Annotated in this window: 16 protein-coding genes and 3 tRNA genes; 3 read left to right on the top strand and 16 right to left on the bottom strand. The window is 73.2% G+C overall.

What is annotated here, in order from left to right; all coding sequences use genetic code 11:
- Positions 1-39: 39 nt before the first annotated feature.
- Positions 40-477: a hydroxyphenylacetyl-CoA thioesterase PaaI gene (gene paaI / locus KSNIM_RS36625; RefSeq protein ID WP_263107497.1), complete on the top strand. Its 438-nt coding sequence runs from the start codon at positions 40-42 to the stop codon at positions 475-477.
- A gap of 45 nt (positions 478-522) precedes the next feature.
- Here paaI and KSNIM_RS36620 read toward each other — a convergent pair whose 3' ends face one another.
- The 15 genes from KSNIM_RS36620 to KSNIM_RS36550 form a co-directional block, all read right to left on the bottom strand.
- On the bottom strand, positions 523-1,779 hold the full coding sequence (locus KSNIM_RS36620; protein WP_263107496.1) for a phenylacetate--CoA ligase family protein: 1,257 nt from the start codon (positions 1,777-1,779) through the stop codon (positions 523-525).
- A 234-nt stretch (positions 1,780-2,013) separates the two neighbouring features.
- Positions 2,014-2,883, bottom strand: a complete 870-nt coding sequence (locus KSNIM_RS36615) for an SDR family NAD(P)-dependent oxidoreductase (protein WP_263107495.1) — start codon at positions 2,881-2,883, stop codon at positions 2,014-2,016.
- Entirely contained in the window at positions 2,880-4,184 is a 1,305-nt protein-coding gene (locus tag KSNIM_RS36610; RefSeq protein WP_263107494.1) for an MFS transporter, read from the bottom strand. Before KSNIM_RS36610 ends, KSNIM_RS36615 begins: the two co-directional genes overlap by 4 nt.
- Positions 4,181-5,398 (bottom strand): phenylacetate--CoA ligase family protein, encoded by a 1,218-nt coding sequence (locus KSNIM_RS36605; protein ID WP_263107493.1) that lies wholly within the window; start codon positions 5,396-5,398, stop codon positions 4,181-4,183. The genes KSNIM_RS36610 and KSNIM_RS36605 overlap by 4 nt, the downstream gene beginning before the upstream one ends.
- Positions 5,399-5,403: 5 nt before the next feature.
- Complete coding sequence (locus KSNIM_RS36600; protein ID WP_263107492.1) at positions 5,404-6,480, bottom strand: RimK family alpha-L-glutamate ligase; 1,077 nt, start codon at positions 6,478-6,480, stop codon at positions 5,404-5,406.
- 57 nt (positions 6,481-6,537) lie between these two features.
- Entirely contained in the window at positions 6,538-7,932 is a 1,395-nt protein-coding gene (locus tag KSNIM_RS36595; RefSeq protein WP_263107491.1) for a KamA family radical SAM protein, read from the bottom strand.
- Between the two features lie 6 nt (positions 7,933-7,938).
- Positions 7,939-9,645, bottom strand: a complete 1,707-nt coding sequence (locus KSNIM_RS36590; RefSeq protein WP_263107490.1) for a class I adenylate-forming enzyme family protein — start codon at positions 9,643-9,645, stop codon at positions 7,939-7,941.
- 165 nt (positions 9,646-9,810) lie between these two features.
- Positions 9,811-11,187: a flavin monoamine oxidase family protein gene (locus KSNIM_RS36585; protein ID WP_263107489.1), complete on the bottom strand. Its 1,377-nt coding sequence runs from the start codon at positions 11,185-11,187 to the stop codon at positions 9,811-9,813.
- The gene (locus KSNIM_RS36580; protein ID WP_263107488.1) at positions 11,184-11,468 is read right to left on the bottom strand and encodes an acyl carrier protein; all 285 of its coding nucleotides are present in this window, start codon (positions 11,466-11,468) and stop codon (positions 11,184-11,186) included. The genes KSNIM_RS36585 and KSNIM_RS36580 overlap by 4 nt, the downstream gene beginning before the upstream one ends.
- 398 nt (positions 11,469-11,866) lie before the next feature.
- Positions 11,867-13,507 carry an amino acid adenylation domain-containing protein gene (locus KSNIM_RS36575; RefSeq protein WP_263107487.1) on the bottom strand — a complete coding sequence of 547 codons (1,641 nt, stop codon included), beginning with the start codon at positions 13,505-13,507 and terminating at the stop codon, positions 11,867-11,869.
- Between the two features lie 539 nt (positions 13,508-14,046).
- Positions 14,047-14,126: transfer RNA gene (locus KSNIM_RS36570), tRNA-Tyr, on the bottom strand.
- Positions 14,127-14,153: 27 nt separating this feature from the next.
- Positions 14,154-14,238 (bottom strand) — tRNA-Ser (locus KSNIM_RS36565).
- A gap of 10 nt (positions 14,239-14,248) precedes the next feature.
- Positions 14,249-14,321 (bottom strand) — tRNA-Gln (locus KSNIM_RS36560).
- A gap of 385 nt (positions 14,322-14,706) precedes the next feature.
- Positions 14,707-15,924 carry a hypothetical protein gene (locus KSNIM_RS36555; protein WP_263107486.1) on the bottom strand — a complete coding sequence of 406 codons (1,218 nt, stop codon included), beginning with the start codon at positions 15,922-15,924 and terminating at the stop codon, positions 14,707-14,709.
- A gap of 233 nt (positions 15,925-16,157) precedes the next feature.
- Positions 16,158-17,426 carry an SUKH-4 family immunity protein gene (locus tag KSNIM_RS36550; protein WP_263107485.1) on the bottom strand — a complete coding sequence of 423 codons (1,269 nt, stop codon included), beginning with the start codon at positions 17,424-17,426 and terminating at the stop codon, positions 16,158-16,160.
- A 1,067-nt stretch (positions 17,427-18,493) separates the two neighbouring features.
- Here KSNIM_RS36550 and KSNIM_RS36545 point away from each other — a divergent pair.
- Both KSNIM_RS36545 and KSNIM_RS36540 read left to right on the top strand, forming a co-directional pair.
- Positions 18,494-18,703: a hypothetical protein gene (locus KSNIM_RS36545; RefSeq protein ID WP_263107484.1), complete on the top strand. Its 210-nt coding sequence runs from the start codon at positions 18,494-18,496 to the stop codon at positions 18,701-18,703.
- The gene (locus KSNIM_RS36540) at positions 18,700-19,071 is read left to right on the top strand and encodes a fic family toxin-antitoxin system, toxin component (protein ID WP_263107483.1); all 372 of its coding nucleotides are present in this window, start codon (positions 18,700-18,702) and stop codon (positions 19,069-19,071) included. The genes KSNIM_RS36545 and KSNIM_RS36540 overlap by 4 nt, the downstream gene beginning before the upstream one ends.
- Positions 19,072-19,519: 448 nt before the next feature.
- Here the strand turns inward: KSNIM_RS36540 and KSNIM_RS36535 are convergent, their stop codons facing one another.
- The gene (locus KSNIM_RS36535) at positions 19,520-19,738 is read right to left on the bottom strand and encodes a hypothetical protein (protein ID WP_263107482.1); all 219 of its coding nucleotides are present in this window, start codon (positions 19,736-19,738) and stop codon (positions 19,520-19,522) included.
- Between the last annotated feature and the right edge of the window lie 268 nt (positions 19,739-20,006).

The raw sequence follows: 20,006 nt of genomic DNA, 5'->3' as shown, positions 1-20,006 counted from the left end.
CGGGCGTTTCGGGCCGGTCCCGGGGGAGGCAGGGGGAATATGGGCGAGAATGCCGGGCCGGGCGTTGCCGGGAATTCCCGGATCGCCGCGCTCTTCGAGCGCGACCGGACGTGCCGATCACTGGGAATCACCCTCGAGGACGTGTCCGCGGGGCATGCGCGCATGGGCATGAAGGTGACCGCCGACATGGTGAACGGCCATGGCATCGCGCACGGCGGCTTCATTTTCCTGCTCGCCGACGCGGCGTTCTCGTACGCGTGCAACAGCTACGGCCCGGTCACCGTCGCGCAGGCCGCCCAGGTGACGTTCCTCGCTCCGGCGGCGGTCGGCGACGAGTTGCTGGCGGAGGCGGCGGAACGGTCGCGATCGGGGCGGAACGGAATCTACGACGTCACCGTGCGGCAATCCACCGGCAAGGTGGTCGCCGAATTCCGCGGGCAGAGCGTCACGCTCTCCGGAAAGCCGCTCAGCGGCTGAGGTATTCCGGGGAGCGGGACGGTCCACCCGCGATGCGGCGGTGCGTCAGTCCTTCGGCCGCTCGTCCACGACCTGGCGCAGTTTGCCCGTCCGTGGGTTGGTGACCAGCTCGGAGCGCGGCACCCACTCGATCGCGAGGGGGTGGATCGCGCCGGCCGCGACCTCCTCCGGGTAGGTGGGGCGGGCCGCGTACACGGCGGCGATCAGCCGTTCGGCGAGATCGGCGGGGGGCTGCTCGGTGCAGCCGAGGCGCAGGACGATGCCGTCCCGCCCGTCCCAGCGGCGCTGCACCATCTGCATGCCGGCGATGTGCCGTCCGGGGTCGGCGGCGACGAGGACGGCGCGGACGTCCTCGCTCGGCATGGAGACGATGCCGACCCGGCCGCCCTCATCGGAGCGGCCGAGCAGCCGGAAGCGGCGGCACTCCCCGTCGAGCCACTCGGCGCGGTCGCCGGCCGGGTAGCGCAGGATCGGCATCAGGGTGCGGAACAGGTTGGTGACGACGACGCGTCCGGGGACGCCGGGGGTGGTGATCGGCTCGCCGGTCGCGCTGTCGACGATCTCGACCAGCGTGCGGTCGGGGAAGGCCTCGTGGACCCGGACGTCCTCACCGGGGACGGGCGAGGCGACCAGGCCGGCGTCCACGGAGGCGTAGCCGATCGAGGAGATCGCCGCCTTGGGGAAGGCCCGGGCGAGCAGCGGCCGCAGGTCGGTGAAGAGCAGGTCGCCGCCGAACATCAGGAGTTCGACCGATTCGGCACTCTCGCCGCGCCGGACGAGGTGTTCGGCGACGGCGGTGAGCTTCATCGGTTCGCCGGCCAGGACGTGCACGCCGAAGCCGTTGACCAGGTCGGCGATGTACTCGTTGGGCGCGGCGCCGCCGACCGGCAGGCGGACGTTGTCGACCGGTGCGTGGTGCAGGGCGCCCTCGATGAAGAGGAAGCCGCTGTAGAGCTCGCCGGCGCGGAACAGGTTGGCGACCCGGTGGCCGGGCTTGAGGCCGGCCCGGACCATGCCCGCGCCGAAGGCGGTGAGTGCCTCGGCGTGCTCGGTGCGCGTCCACGGCGACAGTTTGGGGGCGCCGGTGGTGCCGCCGGACTTGTAGACGCCGGCGTCGGTCAGCGGGCCGGTGAGCAGGCGGTTGCCGGCGGCACGGTTCGCGGCCCAGAAGGCGTCCTGGTCGACGATGGGCAGCTGGGTGATGTGGGAGATCGTCCGCGGGACGTCGCGGTAGGCGTCGGCGTAGAACGGCGACCGGGTGCGGGCGTGGTCGACGAGTTCCTGCAGGGATTTGGCGGGCACGGGTCCTCCGGGCGGGGGTCGGGGCGGCTGGCGCGTGTACTCGAGGCGCACGGGTGCTTGCAGGGGCGCGGGGGAACGCTCAGTCCGGGCGTGGTGTTCCTCGCGGATCCGGCCCACCCCCTGGTCCACACGGTGGCCCGCATCCGAATTGCGCAGTTCTCCCCCGGCCTTCGGCCGGGAGATGCCCTCACGCGCCCCTGAACCGACCACCCGAGCGCCGGTTGAGGGCGGTTCCTAGGGCAGGCCGGGGCGGCCGATCCAGGTGCGGGCGAGGGTCTGGACGCGCCTGCCGTCCCGGTCGGTGAGTTTCTGGTCGAGGTAGTCGGCGGCCCACCGGCCGGCCGGGATCCGGAAGGGCGGTGCGGCGGCGCCGAGGGTGTCGACCACGACCGCGGCGACGTCCTGCGGTTGCTGTCCGGCGCCCTCCCAGCCCTTGGTGCGGACCCAGTCGACGTAGTCGGCGAAGGTGTCTGCGTACGGGCCGGAGGCGGCCTGGACTGTGGTGCGGTTGACGTCCGGGAAGATGCCGAAATTGGTGCCGCGGACGAAGCCGGGCACCACCAGGGACACCCGCACGCCGTGCGCCGCGGCGACCGGGGCGAGGCTCTCCATGAAGCCCTCGACGGCGAACTTGGCTGCGCAGTAGGCCTCGTTGAACGGCTGGCCGACGACGCCGTGCACGCTGCCGATGGTGATCAGGCTGCCGCGGGCGGCCCGCAGCAGCGGCATCGCGGCCCGGCTGACGGCGATCACCCCGAAGAAGTTGACCTCCAGGTTGGTCCGCAGCGCGGCCGTGGTCGACATCTCCAGGGTGGGGTCGAAGTTGGAGATGCCCGCGTTGTTGACGACCGCGTCCAGCCGTCCGTGGTCCCCCGCGACGGCGTCGAGGCAGGCGGTGACGGAGTCGGCGTCGGTGACGTCGAGCCGGCGGACCTCGACCTCGGCGCCGGCCTGCGCGGCGGCCTCGCGCAGCGCCCCGGCGCGGTCCGGTTCGCGCATGGTCGCGACCACGGCGTACCCGGCCCGTGCGGCGGCGACGGCGGTGGCCAGGCCGATACCGGAGGAGGTTCCGGTGATCAGCACGGTCTTGCGCGTGGTGGTCATGAGGTGCGCTCCGCGAGGGCCGCGTCGGCCGCCCCGTCCTCGGCCGCCGCCCGGGCCTTCTCGCGTTCGGCGGTGTCCAGCAAGGGCTGGATCCGGATCGCGGGCAGGAAGGAGAAGGCGGCGAGCAGAGTGCCGCCGGCCATGACGACGCGGGCGGCGTCGAGGATGCCGAGGGAGCCGGTCAGCAGGCTGACGGCCCAACCGCCGACCAGGGCGGCCAGCGGGATGACACCCCAGGTGACGGTGCGGTAGGCGGCGTGCATGACGCCCTGGTTCTGCGCGGACATCCGGGACTGGCGGGCGGGTGCGCTGCACACGTTGATGCAGGACATGAAGAAGCCGTAGCAGCCCATCGTCACGGCGATCACCGGGCCGGTCGGCAGCGCCGGGGCGGCGAGCACGCCGAGGCCGACCAGGCAGTGCAGCAGGAGGCCGTACGCCATCGTCCGGCCGGTGCCGAACCGCTCGCTGATCTTGGGTGCGACCACGGCGCCGAGCAGTGCGCCGACCGCCGCGACGGACATGGCCGCGCCGAACACCGCGACGGAGACACCGAGTCCGCGGTAGGCGAGGACGGGCAGTACGGTGACGAAGACGGGGCCGCCGCAGTTCAGCGTGATGGCGGCGACGACGACCCGGCGCAGCACCGGGTCGGACCAGTTGAGCCGGAAGCCGAGGGTGAGGCGCTCCCAGACCGAGCCGGAGACGGGCGTCCGGTCGCCCCAGGAGGGCATCGAGCGCAGGCAGAGCGCCGAGACGAGGTAGCTGGCGGCGTCGACGAGCAGGGCGGCGACGCCGAGTGCGCTGTAGAGGGCTGCGGCGATGGACGGACCGGAGACCTCGGAGACGGAGCGGCTGCCCTCCAGGCGGGAGTAGGCCCGGACGAGGTCGTCCTTGGGCACCACGGCGGGCACGGCGATCAGGTAGCCGACGGTGAAGAAGATGGTCGCGCCGCTGATCGCTGCGACGCAGCCGAAGATCAGCGGGGTGGAGAGCCAGCCGAGCCAGTAGGCGAGCGGGATGATGCCGACGGCGACGAGCCGCACGAGGTCGCAGGCGAGCATGGTCCACCGCTTGTCCCAGCGGTCGACGAGCACGCCGGCGATCGGCCCGAGCAGCGGGATGCCGAGGTACTGGGCCATCGCCACGATGCCGACCTGCAGGGCGGAGGCGTGCAGCACGAAGATCATCAGGGTGGGCACGACGAAGACGGTGACGCGGTCGCCCACCGTGCTGATGGTCTGGCCGGTCCAGAACAGGTTGAAGCCCCGTCCGAGCGAGACGGGCAGGCGCGGTTTCACGAGTCCTCCCGGACGACGAGGTCGGACGTCTTGCCGGTGCGGCCGTTGCTGATGAGTGCGTCGACGGCGCGTACCCGGAAGGACTGCGGGTCGTGCTGGAAGGCGGTGCTGAGGGTGAAGGTCGCGGAGAGGATCTCCTTGCGCAGCCGCTCGGTGTCGACCTCCGTGCCGGGGGCGGTCAGCAGCAGGACCTCGACGGCACAGGCTCGGCCGCCCTGTTCGGTGACCAGGACCTGGGCCTGCGCGACGCCGGGTTCCCGCTCGGCCCGGGCGACGACCTCCTCGACGTGCAGGCCGAGACCGCGGACCTGGACGACGCTGTCGCGGCGGCCGAGCACCTGCATCGCCGGGCCGGGCCGTCCGCAGGGGCAGGCGACCAGGCGGCCGGCGTCGCCGGTGCGGTAGCGGAGCACGGGGTTGAGCATCTCGGGGTTGAGGGTGGTGAAGTCGAGCAGGTCGTCGGGGCCGACGTGCACCAGCTGTTCGGGCAGGGTGTGGAAGGTGTCGGCCGGGCACTCGGGGCCGTTGGTGCCGACCACCCAGGTCTCGGTGCTGCCGAACATGCCGTGCCGGCGGGCCTGCGGGGCGACGGCGGCCAGGTCCTCCGCGAGCTGCGGCTGCCAGGCCTCGCCGAGCCAGAGCGCCTTGCGCAGGTCGGGCAGGGTGATGCCGGCGGCGCGGGCGCGCGCGAACCAGAGCCGCAGCACGCTCGGGGTGCCGCCGATGGCGGTGACCCCGCGGGCGGCGAAGAACGACAGCCAGTCGGGGTACTCGTCGGCGGCGACCGATCCGACCGCGATGATCTGGCAGCCGGAGAGGTCGGCGAGCGCGGCGGCGAGGAAGTGGGCGCCCCACATCCGGCCGGCGCCCCAGGCGTTGACGAACACGTCGTCGGGGCCGAGCGGCTGCCAGTGGGCGTGCACGCCGGCCATGTAGAAGCCGGTGGGTGCGTAGCCGATCTTGGGGGCACCGGTGCTGCCGCCGCTCTGGAAGAGCCAGGTCGCGCCGTGTTCGGCCTTCGGTGCCAGGTGGGCGAGCGCGGTGTTGAGGTCGTCCTTGGCGAGCGGCGGCAGCGCGGCCAGGTCGGGGAGGCTGTGCGGTTCGGTGTGCCCGGCATAGCGGGGTGCCAGCTCGGGGACGGTCCGCAGCCGTTCGAGGGTGCGTCGGGCGACGTGCAGCCGCGGTTCGACGGCGTCGGGGGTGAGGGAGAACATCGGTGTCAGCTCGCTTCCGGCCGGCTCGTGGCGGCGTCCGTGTCGGCGGGGGCCTCGCCGCGGTCGGCGAGCCACTTCGCGTGGGCGTCCCGGTAGGCGGCGAAGCGGGCGCGGGTGACGTCCCGCTGGATCGAGCGGTTCGGGTCCTCGAAGTCGGGGGCGATCACGCCGTCCGGTTCGAGTTCGGAGAACCAGAACCGTTCGCCGTCGTGCAGGAAGTCGATACAGAAGAACGGGATCGGCAGCCGCTCGGCGAACCAGGTGGTGGCGACGGCGAGTTCGTCCGGGATGTCGGCGAACTGCATGGTGCCGCCGCGGCTGGCGTTGGCGACCGGCGAGCCGGCCTCGGGGATGCGCTTGAGCATCGCGTACGGCTTGCCGTCGACGACGTAGATCCGGTGGTCGACGGTGCCGTCGCCGAGGTAGGGCTGGACGACGAGGGTGGTGTCGCCGCCCTGGGCGAGGCTGGCGAGGCCGCGGACGTCCTCGGCGCTGCGCGCCAGGTTGATCCCGCCGCCGCCGCACCAGCCGGCCGGCTTGACGATCGCCGGGTAGCTCATGCCACCGAGCGCGACCTCGTACAGGTGCTTGCCGACGTCGCGGCCGGAGCCGATCCGCACCGACGGGATCGGCGGCACGGGTGCGTCGGCGAGGTACAGCAGGCTGGCCAGCTTGTCGTTGCCGATGAGCGACGTCTGCGGCGGGAACGGCAGGTAGAAGCCGGCCTGCTCCAGCACGGCGTACAGCGCGTACTGGTTGAAGATGTCCATCGACTGGTAGGGCAGCGAGTAGAGCGCGGTGACAAAGAGGGTGTCCTGCGGGCTGACCTCCTGGTCGTCGACGTACACGCGGGGCCGGCGGAGGTCGGTGCCGTCGACGGTGACGGCGTCGGGCGAGTGCCGCGTCCAGCTCATCCCCATGGCCCCGGCGATCTCGGCGTACATGTCCCAGAAGTAGTGCTTCCACATGGCGCCGGTGCGGGTCGACTCGCGGTCGGGGAAGATCCAGCACATCCGGCGCAGCGGGCCGCCGGGGCCGGTGTCGGATCCGGTGTCCGGCTGCTGCGGTACGGGTGGGGTCATCGTCGTCCTCACAGGGGTGTCGCAGGCGGGGTGCGGGGCGGGTGGTCCTGCAGCGGCTCAGCCGCCGGGCGGTGCGGACTGCTCGGACCACCAGCGGCGGCCGGTCTCCGGCAGGGTGTCGACCGGGTCGTAGTAGGGGTGGCGCTGCTCCAGCGGGTCCTCGGGTGCCGTGCCGTCGGGGGCGCGGAGTTCCAGGGCGGTGCGGTAGTTCTTCGTCCAGTACGAGATGCCGCGTTCGCGGTCGTAGGCCACGGCCTGGTGCACCCAGCGCTTGCCGACGTGCGGGACGTCGCAGACCAGCCGCGGTGTGGCGTAGCCCGGCAGGTAGCCCATGATCGCCTCCTGGAGGCGCTGGGCCTCGTGGAGCGGGGTCCGCCAGTGCTCGGCGCCGGGGATCAGGTCGCAGAGGTAGAAGTAGTAGGGCAGGATGTTCGCCTCGCCCTGGAGGGCGAAGCAGAGGTCGAGCAGGTCCTCGGGGGTGTCGTTGACGCCGCGCATCAGCACGCCCTGGTTGCGGACGTCGCGGACGCCCGCGTCGAGCATGGCCCGGGCGGCCTCGGCGACCAACGGGGTCACCGACCGCACGTGGTTGGCGTGGGTGTGCACCGCGAGGTTGACCGAGCGGCGGGCGGCGAGCGCCGCCACCCGGCCGAGGCCGGCCAGGACGTGCGGCTGCAGCCAGTGCTGCGGCAGGCCGACGACGGCCTTGCTGGCGAGCCGGATGTCGCGCACCGATCCGAGGTCGAGCAGCCGGAGGAGGAACGACTCCAGTTGCGGCCAGGGCACGTTGGCGAGGTCGCCGCCGGAGACCACCACGTCGCGCACGGCCGGGGTGCGTTTGAGGTAGTCGAGCATCTGCTCCTGCCGGTCGACGGGCCGCAGCACCAGCCGGGTCTTGGCGACCTGGGGGGTGGAGGTGCCGACCAGGTCCATCCGGGTGCAGTGGCCGCAGTACTGCGGGCAGGTGGCGACCAGTTCGGCCAGCACCTTGGTCGGGTAGCGGTGGGTGAGGCCCTCCGCGACCCACATGTCGGCCTCGTGCAGCGAGTCCCGTTCGGCCTTGGGGTGGCTCGGCCACTGCGGGTGCCGGTCGGCGCGCACGGGCAGCATGTAGCGCCGCACCGGGTCGGCGAGGAACGCCGCGGTGAACGCCGCGGGGTCGTCCGGGGCGTGCGGCGCCATCGTGTTGAGCATCTGCGGCGGCAGCAGCATCGGCATCGTCGCGGACTCGGCCTGGTCGGCGGCGAGTTCCTCGTAGAACCGGTCGGTGAGCAGGGCGCCTGCGACATCGCGCAGCTGTCGGGGGTTCTTGACGCAGTGTGCGCGCTGCCACTGGGCGTCGCGCCACTGGGCCTCGGTGACGCCGCGCCAGCCCGGCAGCCGGCGCCAGTCCGGCTCGGCCAGGGCGGTCCGTACGTACTGGTACGGCTGCCGGATAGCGTGGTGGTCCATCAGGGGCTACTGGCCGGTGAAGAGGGTGGCGAAGCGGGTGCGGAGTTCGCGCTTGAGCACCTTGCCGGTGGGCCCGAGCGGGAAGTCCTCCGGGGTCCGGGCGATGCTGACGGCCGCGAGCGCGGCGAGCCCGGTGTCGGCGAGCGCCTTGTTGGCCGCGAGCAGCACGTCCTCGGCGCCGGCGTGCGCGGCACCGGCCTGCAGGCGGACGACGGCGACGGGCCGCTGGCCCTCCCCTGCGGCGCCGGGGACGCCGACCACCGAGCAGTCCTGCACCAGGTCGTCGCAGTCGGCGAGCAGGACCTCCTCGATCGGCAGGCTGTAGACGGGGCCGTCGGCGGTGTCGATGACGTCGACGGTGCGGTCGAGGTGGTAGAAGGCGCCGTCGGCGTCGCGGCGGGCGACGTCGCCGGTGAGCCAGTACCCGGACAGTTCGAAGGTGGCGGTCAGCCGCGGGTTGTTCCAGTAGCCGGGCGTCCGGGACGGGGTGACGACGCCGAGCATGCCGACGGTGCCGTCGGGCACCTCCTCGCCGCTCTCGTCGAGCACGGCGGCCCGGGTCACCACCTCCAGCGGCTTGCCGACGCAGCGGTCGTTGCGGACGGACTCGGGTGTGGTGACCTGGCCGAACAGGGCCATGCCCATCTCGGAGGAGCCGAGGCCGTCGATGAACTGCGAGCCGGGCAGGGCGGGCTGCTCGGCCTGCTCCTGCGGCAGCAGCCAGGGCTTGATCAGCCCGGCCGGGCGCTCGCCGAGCTGGACGAGGCGCCGGATGTGCCCGTGGTGGGCGCTGTCGCCGGTGTTGAACCAGGAGTGCACCTTCGCCGCGCCGGCCACGGGCAGCTCGCCGGTGGCCAGTTCGACGAAGGTCCGCGGGAAGGAGGCGACCATGGTCGGCCGGAATGCCTCCATGACCGGCTCCACGACGGCGCGCCGCCAGTCGGACAGCACCACGGTCGGCAGGCCGAGCAGGGTGGCGGTGAGGAAGTAGCTGAGGCCGCCCGCGTGGGTGTGCGGCATCAGCGACATCAGCCGGTCGTACGGCTCCGCGGGGAAGCGCACCATCCGCGGCTGCTTGCCGTCCCAGAACTGGCGGTGCGCCAGCATGGTCGACTTCGGTGTGCCGGTGGTGCCCGAGGAGTGGATCAGCGCGACGACGTCCTCGGCGGCGTGGCGGTACGGGTACTGCTCGGGCAGCTGCACCTTGGAGGCGTCGAAGGCCTGGATCTCGGCGGCCATCGCGATGAACCGCGGGCGGCGCTGCGGGTCCTCGCGGTAGGCGGCGGCCAGCCGGGTCGGGTCGTCCGCGACGACGCCGACCACGCCGACGTGGTCGAGGTAGCGCACCATCACGTCGTGCCGCATGGCGTCGTTGATCAGCGCGGGGACGGCGCCCAGCGCGGTGAGGGCGAGGAAGTGCAGCAGCGGTTCCATGCCCTCGCCGACGACGATGCCGACCGGCTCGCCCGGGCGGACCCCGTTCGCCAGGTACCAGGCGGCGTACCGGTCGCGGAGCGCGGCGACGTCCAGCAGGCTGTGGCCGCGCAGCACGACGGCACCGCGGTGGTCGGTGCGGTGGGTGTAGAGGTACGGCACCGCCCGGTTGGGGTTGGCGGCGATGGCGTGGTCGAGGAAGTTCCCGGCGCCGAGCTCGGGCTCGGTCATCAGTTGCTGCCGGGCGGCGAGGGGGGCGATGGACGTCTGCTCGCTCATGTCGCTCTCCTGGAGTGGGCGAATGATCTGACGTTTCGTCAGATTCGTTGACGGATGGCGCCGACGGAGGTGCAGGTGGGCCGATCGGCGCGGGTGGGGGCGGTGGTGGCGCCCGGTCTGCGAGTGGTCCGGAGGCGCCGCCGCGGCCTGCGGGTCGGACAAGCCCTAGCGGGCGGTGATCTCCGCGACGACCCGGTGGCCGGATCGGACGGCGCCCTCCATCAGGCCGAAGAACTCGGTGCTGGTCTCGGTGCCGGCCCAGTGGACACGGCCGTGCGGCGCGGTCAGGCTCGGCCCGTTGCGCAGCCAGTCCCCCGGTCCGAACAGGGCCGCGTAGCAGCCGCGGCTGTACGGCTCGTTCACCCAGTCCGTCACATGGAAGCCGATCGGTTCCGGGAGCATCGGGAACAGTCGGGCGGCCTGCGCGACCGCCGCCGAGCGCCGGCGCACCGGGTCGAGCGCGGCGAAGCGGTGCGCTTCGCTGCCGGTGACGAAGCCGGTCAGCACGCCGACCCCGCCCTCGGCCGGCGAGTCGTCGACGGTCGACAGCAGCGGGCCCTCGGCGTTCACCGACCAGCCGGAGAGCCCGTGCTCCCGCCAGAGCGGCGCAGGGTAGACCAGGTTGACCTTGACCGCGCAGCCGCGGGCCGTCCGCTCGCCGGCGCGGCCCACGGGCGGCGCCGGGCGGAACTCGACGGCGTCCGCCAGCAGCGGCGGCACGGCGATCACCGCGACGTCGGCGCGGTACGGACCGCCGGTGGCGTGCACGGTGACCCCGCCCTCGTCCTGGTGGACGGCGGTGACCTGCGCGCCGAGCCGCACCCGCGGGCCCAGCCGTTCGGCCAGTCGCTCGCACACCAGGTGGGCGCCGCCGGCGACCCGGTCCTGCTGGGCGCCGCCCTCGAAGGCGTTGAGGTAGCGGATGCCGCCGCCGGAGCGCAGGTAGAACGCCATGTGCAGGACGGAGACGTCGGCCGGGTCGGCGGCCATCATCTCGCCCAGGAAGAGCGGGAAGAACAGCCGGGCGTCCGGGTGCGTCAGGTGCCGGTCCGCCCATGCGGCGGCGGTCGTGGTGTCGAGCCGCACGGCGTCCGGGGTCAGCCAGGGCGCGTCCGGCCGCACGGAGGCGGTGAGTTCGTCCAGCAGCTCGAACATGTCGCCGAGCGCGACGGCGTTCAGCGGCGGGAAACGGCCGTCGCGGGTGGCGTCCTCGGCCCCGAGCGCGAAGCGGCTGGCGCCGAGCATCGTCGTGGGCGTGGTCTTGAGGCCCAGGTCGGCCATCAGGGCGAGGAGTCCGGTGTGGCGTTCGCCCAGGTAGGCGGCGCCGGCGTCGACCCAGCCGCCGGGTGCGACCTGGAGGCCGTGCATGCGTCCGCCGACCCGGTCGCGGGCTTCCAGCACGGTGACCTCGACGCCGTGCGCCGTCAGTCCGGCCGCGGCGGTGAGCCCGGCGAGCCCGGCGCCGACGACGACCGCGCTGGTCGTGCGCGGGGCTCCGGACCGGTCCGGGTGGTCGCCGGCGAGGTGGTCGGTGCCGCTCATCGGGCGGCCTCGATCGCCCGGGCCAGGCCCGCGGGGGTGGGGGCGAGCAGGAAGTCCTCGAACGAGAGCTCCACCCCGTGGTGGCGGGCGATCGCGCTCAGCACCCGGGTGGCGATCAGCGAGTCGCCGCCGAGTTGGAAGAAGTCGGAGTCGGCCGTGACGTCGGAGGTCTCCAGCACGCGTCGGAAGATCGCCGCCACTCCGTCGGTCCCGTTGCCGGTACCGGCCGGGGCGCCGGGGTCGGCGGGTGCGCCGGCGGCGTCGGTGGTGTCAACGCTCATGGGAGGTCTCCTTTGACCTGGTCGTGCGCCGCGGTGCCGGGTTACGGGCACGGCGGTGCTGTGCGTCGGTGCCGCGTTCCGGGGTGTCGGACGGCGGCGGTGCGGTGCGTCGGGGTGCCGTGTGCGGGTGGCGCAGGTGGTGTGCCGGTGGAGCCGGCAATTGCGCGGGTGGCCTTCGTGAGGTGCGGGTGGCGCGGTGACAGACGGTGGCGCGATGGCAGACGGTGGCGCGATGGCGTGCGGGTAACGCGGTGACGCGAGGGCGTGCGGGTGGCACAGCGACGTGCGGGTGCGCGATGGCGTGCGGGTGCGCGGTGTCGTGCGGGCCGGACGGTGCGGGCAGTGCGGTTGGTGCGGGTGGGCGCCCGGCGGGTGGGGCCCGGTGTGCGGGTGCCGGGTCAGGTGCGGGCGGCGACCGGGGTGGTGCGCGCCGCGCCCGCGGGCGAGGAGTGCCGCCGGTGCGAGGCGGCCCGGTCCACCTTGCCGCTCGCGGTGTGCACGAGGGCGGGCACGACGGTGATCCGGCTGGGTACCAGGTGCGCGGGAACCTTGCCGCGGAGGTACGACAGGACGTCGGCGTCCAGGGTGCGGCCCTCGGCGGCGGCGCGGGGCACCACGTAGGCGACCAGCACCGAGCGACCTGCGAGGGTCGCCCCGGCCACCGCGACGGCGGCCACGCCGGGGTGGCCGGCGATGTGCGCCTCCACCTCGGCGGGGTCGACGCGGATGCCCCGCACCTTGATCTCGCCGTCCAGCCGCCCGTGGTGGGTGAGCGTGCCGTCCGCCGAGGCGGCGACCCGGTCACCCGTCCGGAAGTACCGTTCGCCGTCGATGACGGTGAACCGGGCCTCGGTGACCTCCGGCAGCCCGACGTAGCCGAGCGCGACCGCGGGTCCGCCGATGAGCAGTTCTCCCTGCTCCCCGATGAGTTGTACGACATGCGGCAGTGGGCGGCCGAGCGGTGCCCGCGCCGTGCCGTCCCAGACGGGCCCGTCCGCCGGCGCCTCGGGGCCGTGCAGGTCGACCGCATGGGTGATCATGGTCGTCTCGGTGCAGCCGTAGGTGTTGACCAGGCGGATCCGGCCGGTGTCGAGCCGGCTCCAGTCGGCCAGCCGGGCGGGACCGGCCGCCTCGCCGCCGATGACGAGGGTGCGCAGGCAGGTGGGCAGCGCGAGCCCGTCCTCGGCGAGGTGCAGCACGAGTTCGTGCCAGAAGGCGGTGGGCAGGTCGAGGACGGTGATCCGCTCGCGTTCGACCATCCGCAGGAAGCGGGGGAAGGACCCCGAGTGCGCCTCGTCGTCGAGGACGAGGGCCGCTCCGGTGGTGAGCGTCGGCAGGATCTCCTCGAGGCTGGTGTCCCAGTTCAGCGAGGCGAACTGCAGGACCCGGTCCTCGGGGGCCAGGCCGAAGAGTCCGCGCAGTGAGTGCACGGTGGCGGACACGGCCCGGCGGGGTGTGGCAACGGGCTTCGGCTGCCCGGTGGACCCCGAGGTGAAGAGGACATAGGCGGGTGCGTCGGCCCGGTGGACGCCTCGGACCGCGTGCGGGGCCGGCGCCCCGGGCCCGTTCGGCACGGACGGATCGCCGTCGGCCGGGGAATCCGACGGGTCGGCCCCCGGGTTTCTCCGCGGGTCCGCCGCGAAGTCGTCGAGTGGGCCTAACTCCACTAATTCCAGGCCGAGTCGGGCTGCGGAGCCGCCGTCCGGTGCCACCATTGTGCGGCATCCCGCCGCGTTCGCCATCGCCTGCCGGCGCTCGATCGGGAAGGCCGGATCGACGGGGCAGTAGGCACCGCCCGCCGCCAGAACCCCCAACAGCGCCACGACCGTTCCCGGCGTGTGGGTGGCCTCCACGGCGACCACCCCCGGCTCCGGTCCCAGGCGCGCTGCCAGGGCGTTCGCCAGTTCTTGCAGCCGGCGGTAGCTCACGGCGTGGCGGCCGTGCACGATCGCCGGACGTTCGGGAAATCGCCCCGCGATTTCCGTGAACGCGTCAAACAGGTCGAGGGCGACCCCATTGACGCCTCGAATCTTTGACATGCCCGCCCCAAATTGAATGCTCACGAGCAGCTTCGCGCTCGGCGAACCGGGACTCTACCTTCGAACATGCGTAGCCACAATGGTTGTTGAGTTGATTCATGCGAGAGCTTGTGCTTGAAACGTGAACGGAGGTGGTCACCCGCCGCCCGTTCCCGCCCATTTGCGGGATCCACCTCCCTTGGCCAACCGTTTGGGGTAGTGAGGGCCGGAGTTGACGTTCCATCAGACGCCACCGGGGTCGCCCGCGGATGCCGACCGCCTCCCCCGGCTCCCGGCGCAGTCGGCGCCGGCGCGGACGTCTCCGGCCCGAGCCCGTTCGCCGCGCGCGACGGCGCAGGCTTCCCGGCAGGGTCCCGGGCACGAGCCGCCGACCGCCGCGGACATCCGGATCGACCCGGTCGTCGAGGTCCGCCGACACCGTTCTCGGCATGCGCCGGCCTGCCGGCCCGTGAACGGCACCGACCACCACGCAGGGCACAGCCGGTCCACCGTCTGCCGTCCACGGAGCGGGGACGGACCGTCAGCGGCGTGATCCGGAGTGGGCGAGGACGGATTCGAACCGTCACAGCCGAAGCGGGGGCTTTACAGGCCCTTGGGCTCTCCTTTGCCCAGCTCGCCCTTGGTGGAGAAAGTGCCGTCATGTACGCGGAGAGTGCGCGGATCGAACGCGCGCGGGTGTGACCCCGACCACGGCTTAGCAAGCCGCTGCCTTACCACTCGGCCAACTCTCCCGGTGCTGCGCCGCCGGACGAGGATTCGAACCTCGAACCTCCTGATCCAGAGTCAGGTGTGCTGCCAGTTGCACCATCCGGCAGTGCGGGCGCACGGAAAAGGGCCGCCCGGCGGGGGACGATCCCCGTGGGCGACCCGGCACATCGCCGGTCAGCGCACTACGAGGGCGTCCCGCTGGTCCGGGAACTCGAGGAGCGCTGATACGACTGGACACGGACGACGGCGTTCATGTTCGCGCTCCTTCCTTGGCCTGTGCGGCGCGATGTGCCCACTCTGCCGCACGGCCGTCACGGCGGGCAATCGCTTTTCCGCCCCCCGCCCTCGGTACCGTTGTGTGTCCCGCCGGTGCCGGTTTCTCGAGAACCGGCCACGGGCCGCCCGCGGCATTTCGCGCGGCCGGATCGGGAACGCCGGCGGCGCGCCCGCTCAAGGACGGGCGCGCCTTTCGGTCCGAGGTGTGGGGCGGGTCAGTCCGGCAGGCGGTCCAGGAGCCACTCGCAGAGTTCGCTCGTGACGGCGGTGTGCTCGGTGGTGGTGCTGGAACAGAGGAAGTCGTCGAGGTCGCTCTCGGTCGGGTCGAGGGCGTCGATGTTGGCGTACAGGTCCTTGTTGTCGTCGATGTCGCGGATGGAGACCGCGCTGACGGAGGGGACGAAGCAGACGTTCTCGTGACGCAGGTCGACCTGGGCCCCGAACTTCCGGAGCATGTCGGCGAGGATGCCGTAGGACCGCAGCGTGCCGCCGGGGGCGCCGTCGAGCTCGGGGAAGCCGCTGGTGGTGATGGTCTTCTCGGCCTTGGGGAAGCGGCGCTTGAGTTCGGCGACGACGATGTTCTCGCCCTGCGCCTGGGCGTAGAAGGTGGTGCCGGGGTAGATCCGGTTGACGGTGAGGGTGATGTCGCCGGGCTCGACGGCCAGGCCCGTGCCGTCGCCGCGGCCGTTGGCGACGCCGATCAGGCGCGGGATGCGCGGCCAGCCGCCGACCCGTTCCAACTGCTTCAGGAAGTCGATGCGCTCCGGGGCCACCCCGATCGTCCCGGTGGCCGGGTCGTAGTGGCGCCAGAGCATCTGCCGCGCGGCCGGGCTGTCCATCTGCCGCGCGAAGTCGTTGGGTACGGGGATGAAGTGCGAGAACGCCTGGAGTCCGATCGGCACGACGCCGCCGCGGTGCGGGCTGTCGTACGAGAAGTACAGCCGCGCGCGGTGGTCCATCCGCTGCATCTCCATCCGCGCCAAGGCGTAGCGGGTGATGATGCCGCCCATGCTGAAGCCGCCCACCGTCAGCGCGGCCGAGCCCAGCTGCTGGGCGTTGGTCCGCATGATGCAGGCTGTCGCGGCCTCGGCGTTGGCCAGGATCGAGGCGGAGCGCTCCTCGAAGCCGAGGAGCACCACGTCCCGCCTGCGCCGGCGGAGTTCGCTCAGGAAGGGGTGGTCGCGGTCGAGACCGGCGTAGAGCCACTTCAGGTCGCTGCGGCCGAGGTTGAAGCCGTCGGCGATGATCACGGGGCGGGTGATGCCCTGGTTGCCCTCGCCGTAGAAGACGTGGGCGAAGCCGTTCGGCAGCTGCCACTCCTCGTCGGGCGTGGGTACCGGATACGGGAGCGGGGTGGGGGCGGTGGAGTCCAGCGGGGCCGTGAGGGTGAACGCGCCGACGCCCTGCTCCGCCTTCTCGTCCTGGTCGGACAAGGGATGCCTCCTTCGAGTACGCACGGGCCGCGGCAGCCGCGGGACGGGACTGGGGACCGCAGACCCGTGCGGGTGACGGCAGCATCATCGAACGGCACCGTGCGAACCGGCTGGTTCCCACGCGAACCGTTCCCCCTGGCGGACGATTCATCAGCTGATCGCACGGAACGCCGCGTCCAGGTGCGGGAGCACCGCTCCGCGTCCGGTCCCGCTCGGCACGCGCCGGGGCGGCGTCAGGCCTCCAGCGAGTAGCAGTGGTCCTCCGTCTGGCCCCGCCACCACCACTCGTCGTCCTCCGCCGCGGCGGCTGCGGCCGGATCGATCCGGGCGAGCGAGGCTCGCACGTAAGCGAGGAAGGCGTAGTGCTCGCGGAACTCGTCGTCGCCCCGGACGGTGCGGCCCACCGACAGGCTGAGCGCCCAGTCACTCATCGCGAGGCAGGCGGCGAAGGCCGTGAGCGAGGTGTTGACGGTGTCGCCGGAGGAGTCGAGGACCCGGCCGGTGGGGAGGTCGACCCAGAGGGCCGGCTCGCCGTGGACGTGGGCGATCACCAGGCGGCCGTCCGTGACGGCGAGTTCCGCCATGGCGCGGTCGGTGTCCAGCCAGCCCAGCGCCGAGATCCTGGGCAGTCCCAACGTTGCCAGTGCCCGCGCCGTGTCCGCGCCGCCGGTCGCCTCGGCGAGCTGCACGGGGTCGGCGAGGACCAGGCCCCGGTAGTACGGCTGCACGTCCTCCGGCGTGAGTCGTGCGATGTCCCACCAGGCGTCCCGGGGCAGCAGGTTGGGCGCGGTCTCCCGGTGGTGCGAGCCGCCGTCCGGGTCCTGCCCGGTGCCCGTGCCCGCGACCTCGCCCGCGGCTGCGGCTGCGGCTGCGGCTGCGGCTGCGGGGCCGAAGTCGATCAGTGCGGCGCCGCTGTAGCCCGCGAGCAGCACCCGCTCCCCGGGCAGCACGTGGATCTCCTCGTCGTGGGCCACCGGGTAGATCGCGTGGACGGAGGTCGCTCCGGCCCGGGTGACGGTGATCTCGGCCATCGCGTAGAACGGTTCGCCGGCGTCCAGCGGCGACTCCTCCACGGCCGGCGGCTCCACGTGCGCCGGTTCGTCCGGCGACGGCCCGCCGAGCGGGGCGCCGCTCTCCAGGTCGTACCACCGGTAGGTGTGGTCGTAGCGCGACTGCAGGCACACCTCGCTCCCGCCGGCCCGGAAGCCGTGCAGCTCCACCGGACCGGTCCAGCCGGGCGCGATGCCGCGGGTGTCCCACATCTCGATCGGCCGCCAGTGCGCCCACACCACCCGCCAGGGCATCGCGAGGCCGAGGCCGTCCAGCCACCGGGCGAGCGACCGGTCGCCCCGCATCAGGGCCGCGAACCGCAGCCTCGCCGCCCACTCCTCCGGCCCCGCGCCGTCCTCCGTCCCGTACACCCGGGCGACCTCGGTGAGCACGTCCTGATGCTCCGCCAGCCGCGCCGGGAACCCGGCCGGCTGCCACGCGCTCGTCCCCATGTCCTGCTCCCCCGTCCGCACCGATGATCTTCGGCCGTGAGCGTACGGCAGCACGCCGACAGCCCCCGGGCCCGGCCCTGCGAGGCGCCGCAGGCAACCGGGCCGTCGTCAGCGAGGCACGGCGGCGGAGGCGTTCGGGGAGGTCGCGGCGGTGACGAGCCGGTGGATCTGGGCGTCCACCGGGTCGGTGCGCAGGGCGGGCGCGTTCGCGGCGTCGTCGACGGTGAGGAAGAGGGCGCGGTTGTCGCCGACGGCCGCGTAGAGGTGGACCCGGGTGACTCCCCGACGGATGTCTGCGCGCCCGCGTCGGAGATGATCCGGAAGCCGACCGCCGGCGCCTCCAGCCCGTCGGACCCGACCGCCTCGACCCGTGCATGCGGACCGCTCGCCAGCCGGAAGCCGGTGCAACGCCCGCCGTTCACGGCGGAGGCGAGGGCCTCGAAGCGTTCCCTGCCCCGGGCGACGCCGGCCAGGCCCACCAGCGTGCGGCCCCCGAGGACGTTGTTCCCGTGACGGCGTACGTCCGCGAAACCGATGCGGACGACTCCTTGAACAGGGCGGCGAGGACGGGCGCGCACACCGGATCCTGACGTGCCGCCTCGGCCGTCGCCTCGTCCTCCGCCTCGGAGGGACTGCGGACGGGCTCGGCGGTGATGCCCGGCGGCAGGTCCTCGACCGACAGCGGAAGGCCCGTCGACTGTTCGCGGGACAGCGGTGCGAGGGTCCGCCACGGCGCGGTGGGCCGTGCGGACGGCAGTGCCGTGGCCGCGGCGGCGGTGCTCGTACCGGCCGAGGCCGGCGTGGGCGGAGCTGCGGGCGAGGATGTGGGGGGAGGAGCAGCCGGCCGCGAGGAGCAGCGTGATCAGTACCGGGGCCGTGCGGGCGGCGGGGCGTGTCAAGATCTCTCCTGTCTCCTGTCCACCGGAGACGAACCGTCGACTGGCGCCGACCATTGTGGCCGGTCAGCGGGTCGGCCCGGACCGGGATTTCCGTCGCGGGACCACCGGGCCGGCAGGTGCCCGGCCGCCCCCTGCACACCGCTGCTATCACCTGCTATCTTCGACGGTATGGCGAAGACCCAGGTGAACCTCCGCATGGACGAGACCGTCGCCGAGATGGCCAGGCACGCGGCCGAGACCCGCCGGATGCCCGTGAACGACTACGTGGCGCAGCTGATCCGGGACGACAACGAGAAGCTGCGCGAGGTCTTCATGGCCGGGGCTCAGGAGGTGCTGGACGAGTACGGCGACCTGCTCGACGGGATCGAGGCGGCGTGATCCTCCACGTCGATCTCGCCTGGATCCTGGAGGTCGCCGAGCGCGCCGGGGTGGGCGATCCGGCACCGGTGGACTACGGGGTGGCGATCTCCGCCGTCGAACGGCACCGGGCCGTGATCGCCGGGCAGGACGTCTACGACGGCCCGTTCGCCCGGGCTGCGGCGCTCGCCCACACCCTCGGCCGGCTGCCGTGGCTGGAGCGTTCGAACCTCCGGGTGGCGGTGGCCGTCGCGCACGGCTACCTGCTGGCCAGCGGGATCTCGGTGAAGCTTGACCAGGATCGGGTGTCCGTGGTGGCCGAGGAACTGAAGCGGCCCGGGTCCTCCGCGGCCGACCTCGCCGCGGTGCTCAGGGCCTGGCTGGCCTGAGGGCCGCGGTTCACCCGGCGGCAACCCGCCCCCGCCCCGGAGCCGGGCTTTCGCGGCCGGTGCCTTCCGCCCCGCGTCCGTGCCGCCGGAGTGCGGACCCGGGACCGACCGATGCGTTCCGAACGGCCTCGGGCCCCGTACGCGCCCGAGCGGTCGTCGGGACACGCCAGGGCCAGTTCGACCAGTCCCCGCAGGTCCTGGTCGCGGAGGACGACCGGGTATCCACTCCCGACGGACAGGCGGCGGTCCGGCGACTGCTCGTCCGCGTGCCGGCCGGGTGAACCCGCCCGCCGAACGGCGAGCCTGAGCCGGTCCGGCCGTCGGCCGCGTACCGTCGGTGGCGGAGGGGTCACACCCCTCCTGCGCCGGCCCGGCCGCCCTGCCCCCTACTCAGGTAGCGGCCCGGGCCGCGCCTCGATCCGGGCGCCGCGCGCCGGCGGACGGCCGGTCATGGTGCGGTGGCCGTACGCGGTTCGCGGGCCACCAGGAGCGCCTGCGGGGTCCTCTCCGGGAAGGGCCCGTCCTCGTCGCACTCGCGCAGCGTGCGGGAGATCACCGGCAGGCCGGCGGCGACCAGCAGTTCGGCGACTTGCTCGGGCCCGCGGCGGTGGAAGACCGGGTCGCTCCCGAACACCGGCAGCCCGAGCCCGGCGAGGTACGCCGTCACCCGGCCGTCCCGAAGCCGACGTCGGCGACCGACCCCGGGGAGTCAGGAGGCCGTCACACGGCCGGCGAATCCGGTGAGCTGCGCCCGGTGAGCGGCTTGGCCGCGAGCCCGGTGCCGGAACTCGGTGAGAGGCGCGTACGGCGTGCTGCGGCCCTGCACCGAGCCGGCCGGCCGGTCCGGTCCGGTCGGACGAGGTCGGGGCCGCCCGGTGGGAGCACGGACCGACTGTCGTCCGTACGGGCCGGCGATCGGTCCACCGTCGAGGAGC

The organism is Kitasatospora sp. DSM 101779, assembly GCF_025655475.1.
Taxonomy (GTDB): domain Bacteria; phylum Actinomycetota; class Actinomycetes; order Streptomycetales; family Streptomycetaceae; genus Kitasatospora.
Note: the sequence above shows the minus strand (reverse complement) of the source record. Positions and strands in the feature narration are given on the sequence as shown.